Here is a 17,178-nt window from a genome sequence, read left to right as displayed (position 1 = left end):
CAGGATTCGATGCAGTAAGCCTGTTTTATCCTGTAAATCCTGTCAAAAAATGTTAATGCCCTTCTTTGGCCAGATAGGCCTCTATATCGTTATTGGTTATCGCCAATTTCTTGGGGTATTTACCAACCCAGGTCCTGAACTCACCCTTGATTTTATCGGACCAGTCGCCGTGAATTTCGCCTGATGGATACTTGCCCTGCTGCAATAGTACTCGCTCAAACTCGTCCCGGAGGGCCGTCATTTCAGAGGCAGAGACCAGTCCTTCGACCAGGTGAGCCGGAATAAAAACAGTACCGTACTCATTCGCAAACACCGCATCGCCGGGAATAACCGTCACCTCGCCGATCCGGATCGGCGCATTGATGGAGGTGGGCGTCATGTCTTTGATGTAAGACGGGTCATGCCCTTTTACCCAGGCGTTGAAGCCTTTTGTGTCTTTGAGTTCCTGCATATCTCGCACAGACCCGTAGAAGATGACCCCCTTGCCCGTTTTGCCGTAAATGGCATTGCCCAGACTCGATCCGATGAGCGTTCCATCTTTGATCTTGCCGAAACCATCGGCTACGTAAACATCTCCTTTCGTCAGTATATCAATGGGCCAGATGTTAATACCCCCTTTCTGGGAGCGGCCTTCGGCTTTACCCTGCGCCCGCACCAAACTATCGAGGTCCGGGCGGGTAGGCATAAACTGCGCCGTTACAGCCCGACCGGTCATGGTTTCGCCGGGTTTGAGGATAATCCAGTTTTTCTCGACCTGGTTACGGTAGCCTTTTTTACCCAGATAGCCCCAGATCTGCTCCAGGGTGCAGTTGGCCAGCCGCTCCAGTACAATATCCGGAATCTTGGGTCGACCGTCGGGTAAACGGTCGCCTTTCCAGTCGGCGGTCAGCGCTTTGACGTATTCGGGCGATGAACCCACCCGCTGAGCCCGGGCTGTCAGGCTACCCATAAGGGTGATGGCTGCGGCAACTAGCAACGTTCTCTTTAACATAATTCTGGCAAAGGTTAACGGGTTGAAGGAATGAGTAAGTGCTTGATTGAGCCGTACGTTCGGCGAATGCGCCATCGCATGTTGCGTTGTTAAATGGATGATTTCGAGAGAATTCCACTCGAAAAGACGAAGGTATAAGTAAAATACTGGTATGAACATACTTATGCAATTATTGGACAAGGGTACATAATCCATAGCGCCCGATAGGGAATCAGCCCGGAGAAGATACTGTCCAGAAGTGCCCTGAACCACTGAACCTTTTTTTACAATGAAGAACATTTTCTCCCGATTGTCGTCCTCCGGCAATCCTTCTGACCGCCGAGACTTCTTGCGGAATGCCGGCCTGGGCGGTCTATCGCTTGGTTTTATGTTCGATAAGCAGACCGCATACGCTGCCGAACAGGAAATGGAGTATATCACCCAGAAAGTACCCCGCGACTCGAAACCCGCCGATCTGAAAATTACGGATATGCGGGTTGCCGTTCTGAACGGTGTCCCTTTCAGTAGCCCTATTATCCGGATTGATACCAACCAGGGTCTGGTGGGCTGGGGTGAGGTACGCGACGGAGCCAGTGCCAATTATGCGCTGATGCTGAAAAGCCGTTTGCTGGGCAAGAATCCCTGCAACGTAGAGCAGATTTTCAAGCAGATCAAGCAGTTTGGTGGGCAGAGCCGGGCGGCTGGCGGGGTCTGTGGCGTTGAAATGGCTCTTTGGGATTTGGCCGGGAAAGCCTACAATGTACCGGCTTACCAACTGCTGGGGGGGAAATACCGCGACTTTATTCGGCTGTATGCCGATACGCCCGAAGCCAATAGCTACGAAGGGTTTGCCGAGAACATGAAAAAGCGCCGGGATCAGGGATACACCTTCCTGAAAATGGACTTCGGAATCGGGATGCTGGCCGATCAGCCGGGTATGCTGGTGAACGCCAACAACTGGAGTGTAAAGCAGCAATGGAACGACCGGGAGTCGGGCAAACTAGGGAACTATGCCAACACGAAGCACCCGTTTACCCGAATACAGGTCACGAAGAAAGGCCTCGACAGATTGGTTGAACACGTTGGTAAAGTGCGTGATATCGTTGGGTATGACACCCCGCTGGCCGCCGATCACTTTGGCCATTTCGATGTGAACACCGCCATCCAGATCGGTAAGGCGATGGAACCCTTCCGGCTGGCCTGGCTCGAAGACCTCGTGCCCTGGTTTTATACCGACCAATGGAAACAGATTACCGACGCCATCGACACGCCAACGCTGACGGGTGAAGATATTTACCTGAAAGAAGGGTTCATTAAACTCATCGACGCAAAAGCCATTGACATGATCCACCCCGATCTGGCATCATCGGGTGGCCTGCTCGAAACGAAGAAGATTGGTGATTATGCCGAGGAAAAAGGGATTCCGATGGCCATGCACTTTGCCGGTTCGCCTATTTCGATGATGGCAAACGTACACTGTGCCGCGGCTACCGAGAATTTCGTTGCTCTTGAGCACCACGGCGTAGACGTGGCTGGTTGGGAAGACCTGATTACGGGCATGAAACCCATTGTGGAGAAAGGCTTCGTTAAAGTACCCGATAAACCCGGCCTGGGTGTTGAACTGAATGAGGATGTCGCCAAGAAATTCCTCAAGAAAGGCGCCACCTGGTTTGCCCCCACCGATACCTGGAACACAAAAGACTCCGCCGACCGCGAATGGAGTTAACTGTGCAACGTGGTGGTTCGGCATTCCGATTTGTGGTTCACATAGCCGTAAGACAAACGTAACTTATCGACTGTGCGGACCAGAAGTCGGAATGCTGCACCACCACGTTACGTTAACAAATCCTGCAACGCCGTTTTCAGATCAGAATGCTGGTAGGAGAAATTCGTTTCGTCGGCGATGCGCTTGTTGAGCACGTAGTTGCCACCGGTAACTACGATTGCCATTTCACCATACAGCAGCTTGATGGCGAAGTTAGGAATGTTGGGCAACAGGATAGGCCGGTGAAGAACATCGGCAATGGCTCGTGTCAGGGTTTCGTTCGTAACCGGATTCGGGGCGACCGCATTGTAAACGCCCTGCCATTGCCCGTCAGAAAGCCCCTGAATAAACAGGCGGCAAAGATCGTCGAGGTGAATCCAGGAAATGTATTGCTGACCCGAGCCGATGGGGGCACCCGCGCCCAGTTTGATGGGCTGTACTAGTTTGGGCAACGCGCCCCCCTCCGACATGAGTACGACACCAATGCGGAGTTTTACCGTACGAATACCGAGTGCGGCTACCTGCTCTTCCGAACGCTCCCAGGCCCGCACGACCTGAGCCAGAAAATCCGAACCGCCCTGGCTGTTTTCCGTGAGTGGCCGGTCGGCCGTGTCGCCCCCATAGTAGCCAATCGCCGAAGCTGCTATAAATGATTTTACCTGGTGCGGGTTCTTTGCCAGTGCCTGCGCCAGCAAGTCGGTCGATTGAGTACGGCTATTTAGAATGTCGTCTTTCCGCTGGTCTGACCAGCGCTCATCGGCAATGCCTTCGCCCGCCAGATGAATAATATGATCGGCTGTAGCAATGGCCTGCGGGTCGATATGGCCCTTTTTGATATCCCATTGATAAACCCGTACATCGGGAATAGTCTTGGGTGACCGACTCAATAATGATACCTGATAGCCTTCCTGTTTGAGCAGTTGTGTCAGGCGACGGCCAATGGAGCCGGTGCCACCCGTGATTAAAACTGTTTGATTCATACGTCAGCAGATTAGTTGGTGGGTATAGCGACATAACACACCAACGGTGGCTGGTGTTCGTAGAATGGCTGACTATACCTGCCACTCTCTGGGAAAACCCAACTGCCGGGCGTAGTGAAAAGAAGCCGCTAGGACACGCTACTCGATCGGCTATCGAGTATATTGAGGATGATTACCTGCCGTTCAACCACAGTGTAATAGATTATATTATAAGGTTGAAGAGGAAGTTTCCGGACAGCCGTCAACGTGTCAAGTTGTCGGCCAATGAAAGGCATTGTTTCCAGAATGCGCAGTTTGTTATTGACGGTGTCCGTGAATCGGTCAGCAATGGTAAAGCCAAATGCATCCAGCAAATACAGCGCAATGTTTCGGTAGTTTTCTTTGGCCGCTTCTGCCCAAACTACTGCGTAATCCATTGCTTTGCTTCGCTGGCTACTTGGTTGTGTGCTATTAAATTAGTTGACTCTGCTGAGGCTAATGCCTGTTTCAGTTGCGCAAGCAATGCTGGCGTTTCAATAAAGATATTGGTTCGCTGGCTAACAAACTCGCTCACTGTCAGGAGCAGGTCCTGAACGTCTTGTGGATCGTCAAGGCGATCGATTTGCTCATGTAAAATTGACTTCAGATCGGCAGTAATCATAGTCCTGATGTTTTAATCAAATATAAAACATAAACGTTACACCTGCCACTCCTTCGGCAAACCCAGCTGCCGGGCGTAGTGCGCCGGGGCCGTATGAGACACCCAACTGAGCAGCTTATTGATCTCGTCGGCAAACTCAATGTGGTAATCGGGGTCGAGTTTGGTTGCTTTTTTTAACACCTGGTCAGTCCGTTTGGCGATGTACTCGGCGGCTTTGTCGGAGCGGGAGTTATACTTCTGCAACAGGTGGGCGTTGTGTTCATAAAAAGTGTTGAGCATACACAGCATTAGCTCCACTTCGCCGTACTTATCTTTCGTTACTTTCAGGTGACGACTGATGTACCCGCTTACGGTCCGCATATCCATCATCAGCCAGCCCGGCGTGTCGGCATGCAATCGGGATGTTCTATCAATGAACTCCCGGATCAGGCTGCGCCGTTCGTCAATGGTTCGGCCTTCTTCAACCAGCTCAAACTGAAGTTTTTCTGTCAGCACCGCATCTTTCGCAATCAGCCGAAGCAGTAGTTTATCTTTCTCACCGCCCGGCATGCGAACGATGGCTTTTTTGAGATCGGGATCGAGAGCAGGCATGTTTCTTACTGTTGAATGAGTGAATGCATCAATGAGTGAATGGCTTCTCGGCCTGCTAAGGTATAAGGATACAGAGTAAATAGGTTTATTCTGGCTTAGTCACTCAGTCACTCAGTCAAAATTCATACTTATACGCCTACCGTATCGCCTTCGTCGGTGCGGATTTTATCTTCGATATAAGCAATAATGTGGGCGGCCACGTCGATGCCGGTCGCATTTTCGACTCCCTCCAGCCCCGGCGATGAGTTGACTTCCAGCACCAGAAGACCCCGGTCGGAGGGAAGCATATCGACACCGGCCACTTTCAGGCCCAAGGCGCGGGCTGCGGCAATGGCCGTTTGTTCTTCGTGGGGGGTGAGGTCAACCGCAACGGCGTTGCCGCCCCGGTGAAGGTTCGAACGAAAGTCGCCCTCCAGCCCCTGCCGTTTTATGGCCCCAACCACGCGGCCACCCACCACAAACGCCCGAATATCCGATCCTTTGGCTTCGGCGATGAACTCCTGAATCAGCACATTTTTTTTCAGGCCATAAAACGCTTCGATGGTCGACTTGGCCGCTTTGGTTGTCTCGGCCAGTACGACGCCAATGCCCTGGGTGCCTTCCAGTAATTTGATCACGACAGGCGGGCCACCAACGAGGTGAATAAGCTGCGTGATGTCGCCATTTTTGGGGTGATTGGCAAACATGGTTTTGGGCAGGCCGACGCCCGCTTTCGAGAGTACCTGCAAACTGCGGAGCTTGTTGCGGGACCGCATAATAGCCTGCGATTTGCCCGTGGTGAAGACGTTCATCATCTCGAACTGCCGAACCACAGCGCATCCGTAATCGGTCACCGAGGCTCCAATGCGGGGTACAATCGCATCGAATGAGGTTAATTCCTGGCCTTCGTACAGGACCGAAGGTTTACCTCCTTCAATCATGACATGGCAGTTCAGGTGGTTCACAACAACGCCCTCGTGGCCGCGTCGGTTGGCCGCTTCGAGCAGTCGTTGCGTCGAGTATAAGTTCGGATTGGCCGATAAAATGGCAATTCGCATTGAGTCAGTGATCAGTTAGTCGTGAGTGGTTGTCGACACGCAGGGGTGGGTGCTATTGGTCGCTGGCTTGCTGAGTTGATGCGCGGGCGATCTTAGCTTCGTAAGACAGATTCTTTTCGGATACATCGACGATAAACCGATTCCGAAGCAGTTTTCGGCCTAAAAGTACGGGGTTTTTCAGTTGTTCACGGTCAGCCAGGGTAAACTCCGCCCGAATGGTTCGCCCGAATAAAACGATACGGGTTGTAATGACGTACCGTAGCTCGGCCACCCCAAACGAGTTGCGAATCATGCGCTGGCTGAAGTGATCACTGCGGAATTTTCGGGCTGGCAGCCCCGTCTTGTCGATCAGCCAAAAACTTAATTTTGTCGTTAACCGCGATTTGACCAGCCGCACATCTTTGCAATGCAAGGCCGATGTAAAGGCTCCCGTATCAACTTTTGCCTGTATATCGAACAAGCCCAGATCCGGGAAATCGACCAGATCGGTCATGCCAATAAGTTGCTTGGGCTTTCGGGTTTTCATAGAGATTCGCTATTCGGCTTACGATTTGTTGCGGGCGGGAACGTAATTGACGCGCATCCACAAACCGTAGGCACAAATGGGGCTACGTACGTATTAACCTGCTGAAGGTGAGTGACATATCCAGCATGATCATTTTGGCTCGGGCGTTTCGTTCGAGGTGATAAGCAGCTTCGTTGAGGTCATGTACTATATGCTCGATGTGGTTGATGGTCAGAATTTTAGCGAAGTTCTTGACGAATGCCATTTCATCATCGGGTAGTCTCAACAGTTCGGCCGCTCCCTGTTGCCACAGAAATAAATCCCGGTACAGGCGAATGCTGTAATCGAGCAGGCCTTTCTGCTTTTCTTTGCTGAAACCGTCAAACTGGTCGGCCTGTTTAACGATTGCGATCAAATCCTGACGGTAGCAGGTACGCATCCATTCGGCAAACCAGACATGCTGATCGGGTCCGGCGCTCTGGGTTGAGCTGGCATCGTGCAGGGCTTCTGCCAGGTTCCCATCGGCGAGGTAGGCCATTCGTCGGGCCGTGGTTTCGTCCAGATTCAGGTGCTGGCGCAAATAGGTAGCTACTTCCTCGTCGGTGAAAGCCCGAATCGCTACGCGCTGGGTTCTGGACAGGATCGTGATCAGCAGCTTGTCCGACTGGTTGGTCACCAGCAGAAACAGCGTTTGCGCCGGGGGTTCTTCCAGTACTTTCAACAGGGCATTGGCCGAGGTCACGTTCATGAGTTCGGGTAGCCAGATGAGCATGATTTTGTACGCTCCTTCGTAAGCCTTGAGCGACAACGTTTGCAGAATATTCCGGGCTTCTTCGGCCGAAATGTTGCCCTGTTTGTTGTCGGCACCGACCGATTCGAGCCAGTCGGGCAGGGTACGGTACGGTGAACTGAGCAGAAATTTCCGCCAGTCAGTCAGGTACGTTTCAGATGTTTTTCCTTTCCCCTGGTTTGTGACGGGAAAAACCATGTGCAGGTCGGGATGCACGAGTTTCTGGACTTTTATGCAGGAAGCACACCGGCCGCAGGAATCTTCCCGTTGTTTATCCTCGCAGTTGACATACTGCGCCAGGGCCAGCGCCAGCGCCAGATTGGCACTACCCGTTGGCCCATCGAACAGCAATGCGTGGGCCAGGTGATTGGACTGCACCGCCCGCAGCAGCATCTGCTTGGTTTCGTCAAGGCCTATAATCTCAGAGAATTGCACGTCAGTTTGAGTGATGAATGATCGGTAACAACCAATACTTCTGGTGGTGTCAGGCCCTTAAACCTGATACGGTGAGGTTTATTGAAACCTCGTTTATGTTAATGTCGGTTTTGACCGGACTGGTGTTCCAGAGACCTCATCGCGTCAGGTATGAGTATCTGATGCCACAAAAAATAACGAGCGACCAGACAATACATAGTTGCTACTTCCCGTGAATCATCGAAAAGATGAAACGAAGAATGGATTCTTCCACATCGTCAAAAGCTTTGTTGCGCCGGGTAAATGCTTCTTTCGCCACTTGTAGCGCCTTCTCGATGCGGTAGGGCGTAATGCCTTCGGCGGCACCACCCCACGAGAACGAAGGAACATGCTTGTGTTGAAAACCCGCGCCAAATACGTTGGCGCTAACGCCTACCACGGTACCGGTGTTGAACATGGTGCTGATGCCCGCTTTGGTAAAATCGCCCATCATCAGGCCGCAGAAAATCCGTCCGGTATCTTCCAGCCGGTCAGTGGCGTAGGAGTGAAGTTTTACGTTGCTGTAGTCGTTTTTCATGTTCGAGTTATTAACGTTGGCACCCAGGTTGCACCATTCGCCAATAACCGAATTGCCCAGAAAACCATCGTGCCCTTTGTTGCTGTACCCCATCAATACGGAGTTTCCGACCTCGCCACCTACTTTGCAGAAGGGGCCTATGGTGGTGTTACTGCGCATCTTGCCGCCCCAGTTCACGGTCGATCCTTCCCCGAGCGAGAACGGCCCGATGACGATGGAGCCTTCACTGATGGTCGCATCGCGACCAATATAAATGGGGCCTCCCTCGGCGTTCAGAATAGCCGCCCGAATGGTAGCGCCCGGTTCAACGAAGATATTTTCCGGCGCATAACACCGGGTGAATGGGTCTATAATGGGCTCGGATGTTCGCCCGGCAGTTAGCCGGGTAAAGTCGGCCCGGAGTTGATCGCCATTGTGCAGAAAAATGTCCCACAGGTTGCGAACAATCGTTAGCGGCTCCATGAACGTCCGGAACGGACAGCCGTCGTTTACCGTCGGGGCGGCCGTTCGTATCTGGCTTGTCCGCACCGCTAGAACCAACCCATCGTGGGTGATCAGGCCGGTATCGGGGGGGAGCGCCGATATCGTTTCGACCAGGGCATCTGTCGGGCAGACGGCTCCGTTGATGTACCAATGATCGGCATCAACGAGTAACGGGAATTTAGTCTGTAAATAGGCTTCGGTCAGGTACGACGGCGTTTGTCCCGTTGCGCTTGCCCATTTCTCGGCCAGCGTGAGTGCACCGATGCGGATGCCCGCCACTGGCCTCGTAAACGTAAGCGGTAACAAAGCCGTCCGAATAACCGGGTCGTCGAATAAAATCAAAGTTGGCATTGATGGCATCAGGGTAATCAGGCGGCAAATATCCAACCTTAATCTGGAAAAAGAGAACGAATGAAAGGGTACTTTTGCGAAAATATGGCGGTCCTTTCTATCGACAGTATTATCCGGCGAATGGCTGATTTGCAGGGCAAAACGGGCCTGTTCCCCTCTTTTCGGCATAACCCTGCGGTATTCTACCGTCGTCCGGATACCAATGTTTTCTTTACGGCTGTAACAGTGTTTACGGTACAGCCGCTCCGCTCTGCCGTATCATCTGAAAGTCAGCAGTTGATCGACCGTATGGCAAGCCTAGCCACAACAGCTTACCCTCTCTTTCGGAATAAAGACGGTTTGAATACCTATAATTTCTGGCCGACGCGTCCATCACAACATTTTTCCAATGGCTACGTGTTTCGCCATTTCGAGCACTTTCGGATTCCTGACGACATCGACGATACCGCCATGGTGTACCTGACCGCCCCGCCTGACCTTGTTGATCGTCTTTGGCTGAAAGATAAGCTGGGGCAGCACGCCAACGGAAGTCAGCCGCAACGCATCCGAAACACCTATCCTGACTACCGGCAGTTGCGTGCCTATTCAACTTGGTTTGGCAAGCATATGGGCGTTGATTTTGACGCCTGCGCGCTGAGCAATATGTTGTACTGCATCTATCAGTATGACTTACCCCGCAACGAGCATGATGCGGATTCACTGACCTACCTGCGATCTATCGTAGAGTCGGGCCGGTATCTGGCAGACCCATTTCGGTGCGCGCCCCACTACGCCCGAACGTCTCTTATTATTTACCATCTGTCGAGACTCATGGCGGCTTTCCGGATTGCCGAACTGGAGCCCGTTCGTTTACGCCTGATTGCCGACGCCCGTTGGCTAATGACGACCTCCCAAAACCGGCTGGAGCGCCTGTTACTGGCAACCTCTCTCTACCGATTGGGCGAGGCAACTCCTGAAATTAATCTGGATGGTATCGAGCGGGACTTTGCCACGTTTCATTTCTTCATTGCGGGCTTACTGACGGCTTATGAACAGCCCTGGCTACGCCAGTTTGCCAACCGATCGCTCATGCAAATGCGCTGGCAGTGCGAGGCCCATTGCTGGGCGCTGGTAGCGGAGTACCTGAGTGTAAAGACGCAGGGGCCGTTGGATGTGTAAGCTAACCGCTACTAGGGTTTCAAGGCTAAAATAGACCTGTCTAGTACACATTGTCTGATACGCTACCACTACTCAATAGGTCTTCGTCATATCGGCGGGAATGACCAGAATGAAGTCTGCCAGGTTACGGTTGTCGTTGTCGGGCTTCTCAATGTCGATTAATTCGATGGAAGAGAGCGTCAGGATTTTTAGATTGGGTTGTTGCTGACGGAGATACCAGACGATACCATCGAAATTCTTGGAATGATAGTCGCCGTTAAAGTGCAGCAGCGTTTGGCCGGGTTTCCGATTCTGCAAAATAAAATAAGCCATGGTCGCATCTTTAACCGCCTGAGCCCGCGCAAAATTAGCGGTCATATCGGGTTGGGCTCCGTGTGGGCTGTTGCTGGATTTATCGTCGTGCCCGCTCATCATCTCCATCATGGCTTTGTAGCCGGGTAGGGTCAGGTCGACGGATATGGGTAGTGGCGCCATCTGGCGTTTGGCATCGGCAGATACCGTATCCAGCGCCGACAAGCCCTGTCGGGAGACAAGCCGGGCATACCGGCGGGGTATGTTGGTGGCCACGAACGGAATGTGCTGCTCACGGGCAAAATCGGCAATGGGCTTGTAATCTGTATCGAAGTTGGGCCACAAACGAGCCTGGGTAGCGAGTTCCTTACTGGTCGTTTTGCCTTGTACGTAATCGCTGAGCGCCAGTTGATTGTCGGTTTCGAACATTTCGGCACCCAGCACAAGATTACCTTTTTTGGCAGCCTGTAAGTCTTTTGTCAGTTGAAATTCCAGCCAGTGGCAGATCGGGTTGTTGTGCAGCTCACCGAATAAAACGACATCGGCCTCGGTGGCCTGACGCAGTAATTTGGCGTAGCTGGTCGTTTTCAGGCCGGTCGTGTAAATGCGGTAGGCCGGTTTATCAGCCCGGAAAGCGAAAGCAAACAAACAAAGGAGCAGCAGAAGAGTAAGACGCATCGGATAAGTAGGCCGTTCGTGGGTACTGCTGTAACCAATCTGTTTTATAATTGGTTACCAGTCTGTTGGTTAATGCCCTCCTTTTTATGAATCTGTTAGAAACGCTACACGCCTTTCCCGCCTTCGTCAACGTGCCGGACGAGCAATTGCAATGGATTATTGACCGGGGAGAAGAGGTGTCTTATCCAAAAGAAACCGTACTGTACAAACCCCATGAGCCAGTCGACTATCTACTGCTGCTGCTGGAGGGCCGGATTCGCATTGATGCCGGGGCTAACGGAGCCGATGATGAACTGGTTGTCTATGGCGATCACTCTATTCTGGGTGTATTGCCGTTTTCCCGGATGAAAAGCATTCCGAACCGGTTAGTAGCCGAACGGCCAACCACACTGCTTCGGCTTCATCGGGATGACTTGCCGGGGCTGGCGAAAAATTGCTACGAATTGACGGAGGCTCTGGTCCACCAGATGACGACCCGGGTTCGGGATTATACGAAGCTGACCCAGCAGAATGAGAAAATGGCTTCGCTGGGGCGCTTGTCGGCGGGGCTGGCGCACGAACTCAACAACCCCGTGGCGGCCGTTGTGCGATCGGTGGGCACCCTCAATACGCACCTGCGCGCCACGCCCGAAGCGTTTAAAGTCGTTATGAATCTCGATTTGACCAGTGACCAAGTGGATTGCGTGGCCGAAGTATTTTTCAAAAAACTGGACCAGCAATCAACCGCTGATGTGCGTCGGTTAACCCTGCTCGAACGGACGACTCTGGAAGACGACGTAACCGACTGGCTGGACGATCATGGCGTTGAAGACCATATGGATCTGGCGGGCCCATTGGTCGATTATGGGTTTACGGTCGATGATCTGGATTGGATACTCGAAAAAATTGGCGACGAAAATCTGGCGGGCGTAGCCAACTGGCTGGTCAATAATTTAGTGACTGAGAAGCTGGTATCCGACATCGGGGAGGCTTCCAAGCGCATTGCTTCTCTGATCGACTCCATCAAGAATTACACCCAGATGGATCGGGGCGCGGGTAAGCAGGAGGTTCAACTGGCAGACGGACTTCGGAATACGATTACGCTGCTGGACCACAAAATCAAAAGCAAGCAAATCAACCTGACCCTGACGATTGCCGACGACCTGCCCGTGGTTTGTGGCTGGCCCGGCGAGTTGAATCAGGTGTGGACAAACCTGATCGACAATGCCATCGATGCCATGCCGACCGGTGGTAAACTCGACATCAGCAGCCAACCCGACCGGCGGGCGGAAGGGGAGACGTTTGTACTGACAAAAATTACCGACAATGGAGCCGGTATTCCGGAAGACATACGGGACAAAATATTCGAGCCGTTTTTTACCACCAAAGAAATTGGCAAAGGTACCGGGCTCGGCCTCGACATCGTGCAGGGTATTATGCGCCACCACAACGGCTCCATCAATGTACAATCTGAACCCGGTCATACCGAATTTCGTGTTTGCTTACCAGTTTAAAGAGCGAATGAGTGAAAGAGCGCAAGAGCGGACCGTTTTAGCGGTAAGTTTGATATACGCCGGCCACTCTTTCGCTCTTGCACTCATTCACTCATTCCTATGAAACTACCTATAATTTTCTCCATCGACGATGATCCGCAGGTATTGCAAGCGATACAGCATGACTTGCGGCAGCAATACCGAAAAAAATACCGGATCCTTTGCACCAGTTCGGCGCAGGAAGCCATTGATTCGCTGGCCGAACTAAAGAAAAAAGGTGAAGAAGTTGCCCTTTTTCTATCCGATCAGCGGATGCCGGGCATGACGGGCGTCGAGTTCCTGACCCAGGCCCGGAAGGTGTTCCCGAACGCCAAACGGGTGTTGCTAACCGCTTACTCGGACATCGACGCGGCTGTGCGGGCCATTAACGAGGTGCAACTGGATTATTACATCGCCAAGCCGTGGGACCCGCCCGAAGAGAAACTGTACCCCGTACTGGACGATCTGCTAAGCGATTGGTTTTCGGATTACAGACCACCTTCCGCGGGCTTAAAACTGGTCGGATATCAATTTTCGCCCCGCTCGCATGAATTGAAAGACTTTCTGGCGGGTAATTTATTTCCGTACCAATGGCTTGATATTGAGGAGAATCCGCAGGCGCACGAATTGCTCGATCTGCATGGGTTGAGCGTCAGTGATTTACCCGTCGTGATTCTCGATGGCGGAACGGCGCTGAAACAGCCGACGCTGGCCGAACTGGGCGAAAAACTGGGTCTGCAGCCCAAAGCATCGGAAGGGCTCTATGACCTGGCCATCATTGGCGCGGGCCCGGCCGGGCTGGCAGCCGCGGTATATGGCGGCTCAGAGGGGCTGAAAACAATTTTGATCGATAAACGGGCACCGGGCGGGCAGGCAGGAACCAGCTCACGGATTGAAAATTACCTGGGCTTTCCCAGTGGCCTGAGCGGAGCCGACCTGACCCGGCGGGCCATTACGCAGGCACAACGGTTTGGGGTCGAGTTTCTGGCCCCGCAGGAAGTGGTATCGATTAAATCGCAGGGGCAGTACAAGCACATCGCGCTGGGCGGGGGTAACGAAGTTGTAGCCCGGTCGATTATCCTGAGCACCGGCGTTTCGTATCACCAGCTGGACAACGAGAGTCTCCATAGATATACGGGGGCGGGTGTGTACTACGGAGCTGCGACCACCGAAGCCTTTGCCTTTAAAGGACAGCCCGTTTACATTGTTGGCGGGGGCAATTCGGCCGGGCAGGGAGCCATGTACCTCTCCCGTACGGCTTCCGACGTGTATATCTGTGTCCGTCGGCCCGATCTGTCGGAAACTATGTCGCAGTATTTGATCGATCAAATTGACAAGACGCCCAACATTACCGTACTTGGTTGTACCGAAGTGGTGGAGGGCTTGGGCAATGAGCGACTGGAATGCCTGGTGCTGGAAAACATGGACACAAAAGAACGCCGGACCGTGCAGTCGGGTGGCCTCTTTATCTTCATCGGAACCAAACCCCTGACGGACTGGATCGAAATGGATATTATTAAAGATACCAAAGGGTTCATTGCCACCGGGCGTGACCTGGCTAAGTACGCCGATTTTAAACAAGTCTGGCGCTACAACCGGGAGCCGTTTTCACTCGAAACCTGCAGTGCGGGCATTTTTGCCGCTGGCGATGTCCGGGCCGGAGCCATGAACCGGGTTGCGTCGGCTGTTGGCGAAGGGGCTATGGCTGTAAGCTTCGTTCATAAGTACCTGGCAGAAAACTAGGAGAGAGGTATGGCGTATTGTATAGCATACACCGCTGTTTCTGTAGCCTTGGTTTGTGTCTTCACAAGCCAAGGACCTCGAACGATGTCTTTTGTCTGTATATCATACATCCTAATATTACTACCATGATCAAGCCAGTTATCTGCTCCCATTTGTCTTCGCTTACGGAACTCCGTGTGGCCAGTGATTATGTTTGTGAGGAATGTATGAAAACGGGTGACTCGTGGGTGCATCTGCGTACCTGCCAGACCTGCGGCACAACACTCTGCTGCGATTCGTCGCCCAACAAGCACGCAACAAAGCATTTCCGGGCAAGTAATCATCCGGTTGTCGCTTCCGCCGAACCCGGTGAACAATGGCTTTGGTGCTATGTCGATGAACAGATGGCTGAATACTAAACAAGGTGCTTCATTTATCGTTAAAGAAATAGCATTCTCTATAGACTTCTGGAGAACTATAACGACGAATCTGAATGATTGCCGAACAAACGCTTACTGAATACTATTTTCGCGTACGGTTGCATTCTGAGGCTATATGCCGGGGCCTCGAAACCGAAGATTATGTCGTGCAGCCGGTCGCTGACGTTAGTCCGCCAAAATGGCATCTGGGTCATACAACCTGGTTCTGGGAAACATTCGTGTTGAAGCCCAATGTACCCGGCTACCGTATTTTTCACGACGATTTCAGCTACGTTTTTAATAGTTATTACGAAACGGTCGGGAAACGCGTCCTGCGTACTGACCGTGGGAATCTGAGTCGCCCGACGGTAGCAGGTGTGTACGCGTACCGGGCTTACGTAGACGAACAGATGAGCCGGTTTCTGGATAAAGCCGAGCTATCGCCCGATTTGTACGCCTTACTTGATCTCGGGCTCAATCACGAACAGCAGCATCAGGAACTGCTTATTACAGACATTAAATATATCCTGGGGCATAACCCGCTGTTGCCAGCCATTGAGATGCCTTTTCGGGAGCATCAGCTTCAGTTGCCAGGGCCGGATGTTGAGCTTGCCGAAGGAATCTATACGATTGGCCATCCGCCGACAGACGGGTCTTTCTATTTCGACAATGAAGTAGGGCCGCACAAGGTATACCTCAACAAAACAACGCTGAGCGGAAGTCTGGTAACTAATGAAGACTACCTGGCTTTTATCGAGGCTGGCGGTTACCAGAATTTTCGGCACTGGCTTTCCGATGGCTGGGCGTGGGTAAAAGCAAATGATATTCAGGCGCCTTTGTACTGGCACCGGATTGACGGCGAGTGGTGGTATTACACCGTCGACGGACTGCGGCTCATCGACCTGGATGCGCCGGTTTGCCACGTAAGTCACTACGAAGCCGACGCATACGCCCGCTGGGCCGGGCAGCGGTTACCAACCGAATTTGAGTGGGAAGCAGGTGCCCCGAAACTCAGCTGGGGCGCGCGGTGGGAGTGGACAAACTCCGCTTACCTGCCCTATCCCGGCTTCATGACTGCCGAAGGAGCCGTGGGCGAATACAACGGTAAATTTATGAGTGGACAGATGGTTTTGCGCGGGGCATCTGTGGCGACACCCGAGGGTCATTCCAGGGCTACGTACCGCAATTTTTTTCAACCAGACAAGCGATGGCAGTATACGGGGATACGTTTAGTGAAGAACTAACGGCAGTAAGTGCGCGGCCTAAGGCCGGTGAAGCGGAGCAGCGTAGCGGAGAAATGGAGCTGGTGGCAGATGAGCAGCTAGCCGAGTCGGCGGCTCTGGCCGAAGAAGTACGGACTGGTTTACAGAAAATGCCCAAACAGGTATCGTCGCGTTTTTTTTACGATGCCGAAGGGAGCCGGTTATTTGCCGAAATCATGCACTCGCCGGATTACTACCTGACCCGGTCGGAGTACGAAATTCTGGAAACGCACAAAGCGGATATGCTGCGGCAGTTTTCGCCAGACAACCGGCCATTCGAGCTGGTGGAACTGGGCGCTGGTGATGGCCTGAAAACAAAAATTCTGCTTGGATTTTTTGGTAGCCAGAACGCTGATTTTGCCTACGCACCCATTGATATTTCGGCCGATGCACTTGACGGATTAGTTCGTGATGTGCAGAAGCAGTGGCCTGACTTGCAGCTTAACCCACGTCACGACGATTACTTCAGCGCGCTGGAGCTTCTTTCTCAGGAGACGAATACCCGTAAAGTTGTCTTATTTCTGGGCTCGAACATTGGTAACTTTGCCCCCGATGATGCCATTGATTTTTACCAGCAACTGTATGACCGATTGCAACCCGGCGACCTGGTACTGACGGGCTTCGACCTGCAAAAAAATCCGGCAATTATCCACACGGCCTACAACGACCGGGAAGGCTTAACGAGGGCTTTTAACCTGAATCTGCTCCGGCGAATCAATCGCGAACTGGATGCCACGTTCGATCTGAACGCGTTTGACCATTACGAAACCTACAATCCTGAAAACGGCGAAGCGCGGTCCTATCTGGTGAGTCAGAAAGCGCAGACAGTGACGATCAACGCGCTGGCTATGCAGGTGCCTTTTCAACCGGGTGAAATAATCCATACCGAGATTTCCCGGAAATTCAGCCGGGTGCAAATCGAGCAGCTGGCTCAGCAAACCGGTTTCTCCATTTCGGGCTGGTTCACGGATAGTAAAGGCTACTTCGCCGACGTAGTCTTTGAACGTTGATCGGGTAATAACCGGATTCGATCG

At 52.6% G+C, this 17,178-nt stretch carries 17 protein-coding genes; 7 read left to right on the top strand and 10 right to left on the bottom strand.

Annotation, left to right across the window (positions count from 1 at the left end; translation table 11 throughout):
• Positions 1-52: 52 nt before the first annotated feature.
• On the bottom strand, positions 53-991 hold the full coding sequence (locus tag ACYU87_RS21735; RefSeq protein WP_461136206.1) for an RraA family protein: 939 nt from the start codon (positions 989-991) through the stop codon (positions 53-55).
• A gap of 268 nt (positions 992-1,259) precedes the next feature.
• Here ACYU87_RS21735 and ACYU87_RS21730 point away from each other — a divergent pair, with 268 nt between their 5' ends.
• Complete coding sequence (locus ACYU87_RS21730) at positions 1,260-2,696, top strand: mandelate racemase/muconate lactonizing enzyme family protein (protein ID WP_461136205.1); 1,437 nt, start codon at positions 1,260-1,262, stop codon at positions 2,694-2,696.
• A 107-nt stretch (positions 2,697-2,803) separates the two neighbouring features.
• Here the strand turns inward: ACYU87_RS21730 and ACYU87_RS21725 are convergent, their stop codons facing one another.
• The 8 genes from ACYU87_RS21725 to ACYU87_RS21690 all read right to left on the bottom strand — a co-directional run bounded on the left by ACYU87_RS21725 (position 2,804) and on the right by ACYU87_RS21690 (position 9,103).
• Positions 2,804-3,715, bottom strand: a complete 912-nt coding sequence (locus ACYU87_RS21725; RefSeq protein ID WP_461136204.1) for a TIGR01777 family oxidoreductase — start codon at positions 3,713-3,715, stop codon at positions 2,804-2,806.
• A 128-nt stretch (positions 3,716-3,843) separates the two neighbouring features.
• Complete coding sequence (locus ACYU87_RS21720; protein ID WP_461136203.1) at positions 3,844-4,131, bottom strand: type II toxin-antitoxin system RelE/ParE family toxin; 288 nt, start codon at positions 4,129-4,131, stop codon at positions 3,844-3,846.
• On the bottom strand, positions 4,116-4,355 hold the full coding sequence (locus ACYU87_RS21715; protein ID WP_461136202.1) for a hypothetical protein: 240 nt from the start codon (positions 4,353-4,355) through the stop codon (positions 4,116-4,118). The genes ACYU87_RS21720 and ACYU87_RS21715 overlap by 16 nt, the downstream gene beginning before the upstream one ends.
• A 36-nt stretch (positions 4,356-4,391) precedes the next feature.
• Entirely contained in the window at positions 4,392-4,946 is a 555-nt protein-coding gene (locus ACYU87_RS21710) for a hypothetical protein (protein WP_461136201.1), read from the bottom strand.
• A gap of 128 nt (positions 4,947-5,074) precedes the next feature.
• Positions 5,075-5,983 (bottom strand): 30S ribosomal protein S6--L-glutamate ligase, encoded by a 909-nt coding sequence (rimK, locus tag ACYU87_RS21705; RefSeq protein ID WP_461136200.1) that lies wholly within the window; start codon positions 5,981-5,983, stop codon positions 5,075-5,077.
• Between the two features lie 52 nt (positions 5,984-6,035).
• The gene (locus ACYU87_RS21700; RefSeq protein WP_461136199.1) at positions 6,036-6,509 is read right to left on the bottom strand and encodes an ATP-dependent zinc protease family protein; all 474 of its coding nucleotides are present in this window, start codon (positions 6,507-6,509) and stop codon (positions 6,036-6,038) included.
• Between the two features lie 82 nt (positions 6,510-6,591).
• Positions 6,592-7,713: a DNA polymerase III subunit delta' gene (gene holB, locus ACYU87_RS21695; protein WP_461136198.1), complete on the bottom strand. Its 1,122-nt coding sequence runs from the start codon at positions 7,711-7,713 to the stop codon at positions 6,592-6,594.
• A 202-nt stretch (positions 7,714-7,915) separates the two neighbouring features.
• On the bottom strand, positions 7,916-9,103 hold the full coding sequence (locus ACYU87_RS21690) for a putative sugar nucleotidyl transferase (protein ID WP_461136197.1): 1,188 nt from the start codon (positions 9,101-9,103) through the stop codon (positions 7,916-7,918).
• An 84-nt stretch (positions 9,104-9,187) separates the two neighbouring features.
• On the opposite strand from ACYU87_RS21690, the gene ACYU87_RS21685 reads away from it, so the two are divergent.
• Positions 9,188-10,261: a hypothetical protein gene (locus tag ACYU87_RS21685; RefSeq protein WP_461136336.1), complete on the top strand. Its 1,074-nt coding sequence runs from the start codon at positions 9,188-9,190 to the stop codon at positions 10,259-10,261.
• A gap of 72 nt (positions 10,262-10,333) precedes the next feature.
• On the opposite strand, the gene ACYU87_RS21680 is transcribed toward ACYU87_RS21685, so the two are convergent.
• A complete protein-coding gene (locus ACYU87_RS21680) occupies positions 10,334-11,230 on the bottom strand; it encodes a ChaN family lipoprotein (RefSeq protein WP_461136196.1) in 897 nt (298 codons plus the stop codon).
• Between the two features lie 86 nt (positions 11,231-11,316).
• Here ACYU87_RS21680 and ACYU87_RS21675 point away from each other — a divergent pair, with 86 nt between their 5' ends.
• The 5 genes from ACYU87_RS21675 to egtD all read left to right on the top strand — a co-directional run bounded on the left by ACYU87_RS21675 (position 11,317) and on the right by egtD (position 17,154).
• Complete coding sequence (locus ACYU87_RS21675) at positions 11,317-12,723, top strand: ATP-binding protein (RefSeq protein ID WP_461136195.1); 1,407 nt, start codon at positions 11,317-11,319, stop codon at positions 12,721-12,723.
• A 99-nt stretch (positions 12,724-12,822) separates the two neighbouring features.
• Complete coding sequence (locus ACYU87_RS21670; RefSeq protein WP_461136194.1) at positions 12,823-14,484, top strand: FAD-dependent oxidoreductase; 1,662 nt, start codon at positions 12,823-12,825, stop codon at positions 14,482-14,484.
• Between the two features lie 125 nt (positions 14,485-14,609).
• Positions 14,610-14,882 carry a UBP-type zinc finger domain-containing protein gene (locus ACYU87_RS21665; RefSeq protein WP_461136193.1) on the top strand — a complete coding sequence of 91 codons (273 nt, stop codon included), beginning with the start codon at positions 14,610-14,612 and terminating at the stop codon, positions 14,880-14,882.
• Between the two features lie 74 nt (positions 14,883-14,956).
• On the top strand, positions 14,957-16,126 hold the full coding sequence (gene egtB / locus ACYU87_RS21660; RefSeq protein WP_461136192.1) for an ergothioneine biosynthesis protein EgtB: 1,170 nt from the start codon (positions 14,957-14,959) through the stop codon (positions 16,124-16,126).
• The gene (gene egtD, locus ACYU87_RS21655) at positions 16,090-17,154 is read left to right on the top strand and encodes an L-histidine N(alpha)-methyltransferase (RefSeq protein WP_461136191.1); all 1,065 of its coding nucleotides are present in this window, start codon (positions 16,090-16,092) and stop codon (positions 17,152-17,154) included. The genes egtB and egtD overlap by 37 nt, the downstream gene beginning before the upstream one ends.
• Positions 17,155-17,178: the final 24 nt, after the last annotated feature.

Source organism: Spirosoma lituiforme (assembly GCF_054776635.1).
The sequence above is the reverse complement of the archived record's forward strand: the minus strand, read 5'-3'. Positions and strand labels throughout refer to the sequence as shown.

Coding starts and splice junctions, on each gene's coding strand:
- ACYU87_RS21735 (WP_461136206.1), bottom strand. CDS start 991: ATGTTAAAGAGAACGTTGCTAGTTGCCGCAGCCATCACCCTTATGGGT.
- ACYU87_RS21730 (WP_461136205.1), top strand. CDS start 1,260: ATGAAGAACATTTTCTCCCGATTGTCGTCCTCCGGCAATCCTTCTGAC.
- ACYU87_RS21725 (WP_461136204.1), bottom strand. CDS start 3,715: ATGAATCAAACAGTTTTAATCACGGGTGGCACCGGCTCCATTGGCCGT.
- ACYU87_RS21720 (WP_461136203.1), bottom strand. CDS start 4,131: ATGGATTACGCAGTAGTTTGGGCAGAAGCGGCCAAAGAAAACTACCGA.
- ACYU87_RS21715 (WP_461136202.1), bottom strand. CDS start 4,355: ATGATTACTGCCGATCTGAAGTCAATTTTACATGAGCAAATCGATCGC.
- ACYU87_RS21710 (WP_461136201.1), bottom strand. CDS start 4,946: ATGCCTGCTCTCGATCCCGATCTCAAAAAAGCCATCGTTCGCATGCCG.
- rimK (WP_461136200.1), bottom strand. CDS start 5,983: ATGCGAATTGCCATTTTATCGGCCAATCCGAACTTATACTCGACGCAA.
- ACYU87_RS21700 (WP_461136199.1), bottom strand. CDS start 6,509: ATGAAAACCCGAAAGCCCAAGCAACTTATTGGCATGACCGATCTGGTC.
- ACYU87_RS21690 (WP_461136197.1), bottom strand. CDS start 9,103: ATGCCAACTTTGATTTTATTCGACGACCCGGTTATTCGGACGGCTTTG.
- ACYU87_RS21685 (WP_461136336.1), top strand. CDS start 9,188: ATGGCGGTCCTTTCTATCGACAGTATTATCCGGCGAATGGCTGATTTG.
- ACYU87_RS21680 (WP_461136196.1), bottom strand. CDS start 11,230: ATGCGTCTTACTCTTCTGCTGCTCCTTTGTTTGTTTGCTTTCGCTTTC.
- ACYU87_RS21675 (WP_461136195.1), top strand. CDS start 11,317: ATGAATCTGTTAGAAACGCTACACGCCTTTCCCGCCTTCGTCAACGTG.
- ACYU87_RS21670 (WP_461136194.1), top strand. CDS start 12,823: ATGAAACTACCTATAATTTTCTCCATCGACGATGATCCGCAGGTATTG.
- ACYU87_RS21665 (WP_461136193.1), top strand. CDS start 14,610: ATGATCAAGCCAGTTATCTGCTCCCATTTGTCTTCGCTTACGGAACTC.
- egtB (WP_461136192.1), top strand. CDS start 14,957: ATGATTGCCGAACAAACGCTTACTGAATACTATTTTCGCGTACGGTTG.
- egtD (WP_461136191.1), top strand. CDS start 16,090: ATGGCAGTATACGGGGATACGTTTAGTGAAGAACTAACGGCAGTAAGT.